Genomic DNA, 774 nt, shown 5'->3' on the forward strand with positions numbered 1-774 from the left:
AGCGAGCTGTTTGATGTTTCCGGCGAAATTGCGCTTGTGACCGGAGGCGGAACCGGCCTCGGCTTGGCCATGGCACGGGTCCTGGCGGACAATGGGGCAAGGGTTGCGCTGGCAGGCCGGGATCACGCCAGTCTGGAGGCCGCGGTCGAAGCCCTGGTTTCGCTGGGCGGAAAAGCGGTTTCGGTGCCGCTCGACGTGCGCCGGGATGACACCATATCGGCGGCCTTCGACCAGGTTGAGTCCACATTTGGGCCCATAAGTGTTCTGATCAACAATGCAGGCATTGCCCACCGGGACAAGGCGACCAAGCTGACGCGCGAGGTTTTTGGCAATGTGATGGCGGTCAATGTCGAGGGGGCCTTCCTGGTGGCGCAGGAGGCGGCGCGGCGGATGATCCGGGATCACCGGGGTGGATCGATCATCAACATATCCAGTGTGCTGTCGGATTTGCCTGTGCGCCAGGTGGTGGCCTATGGCGCATCCAAGGCAGCAATCAGCCAGATGACCCGCAGCCTGGCGCTGGAATGGGCCAAACATGGCATCAGGGTCAATGACATCCGTCCGGGCTGGTTCGAAACCGAGCTGACCGCCCCCTTTCTCAAAGGCCCCGGCGCCATGGTCATGGCCGGACAGAACCCATCCGGACGGCTGGGCCAGGGCCACGATCTGGGCGGTGCAGTGCTTCTGCTGGCATCGAAGGCGGGGGCCTATATGACCGGCAGTTCGATTACCGTTGATGGCGGCCATTCCATCGGCCGCTGAAACGGTCGCGGC

Annotated in this window: 1 protein-coding gene; it reads left to right on the forward strand. The window is 63.3% G+C overall.

Annotation, left to right across the window (positions count from 1 at the left end):
* Positions 1–762, forward strand: a 762-nt coding sequence (locus PZ897_RS18125; protein WP_275754095.1) for a glucose 1-dehydrogenase, incomplete at its 5' end; no start/stop codon positions are given.
* Positions 763–774 lie beyond the last annotated feature (12 nt).

It is taken from the genome of Hoeflea sp. YIM 152468 (assembly GCF_029210485.1).
In the GTDB taxonomy this organism is placed as follows: domain Bacteria; phylum Pseudomonadota; class Alphaproteobacteria; order Rhizobiales; family Rhizobiaceae; genus Hoeflea.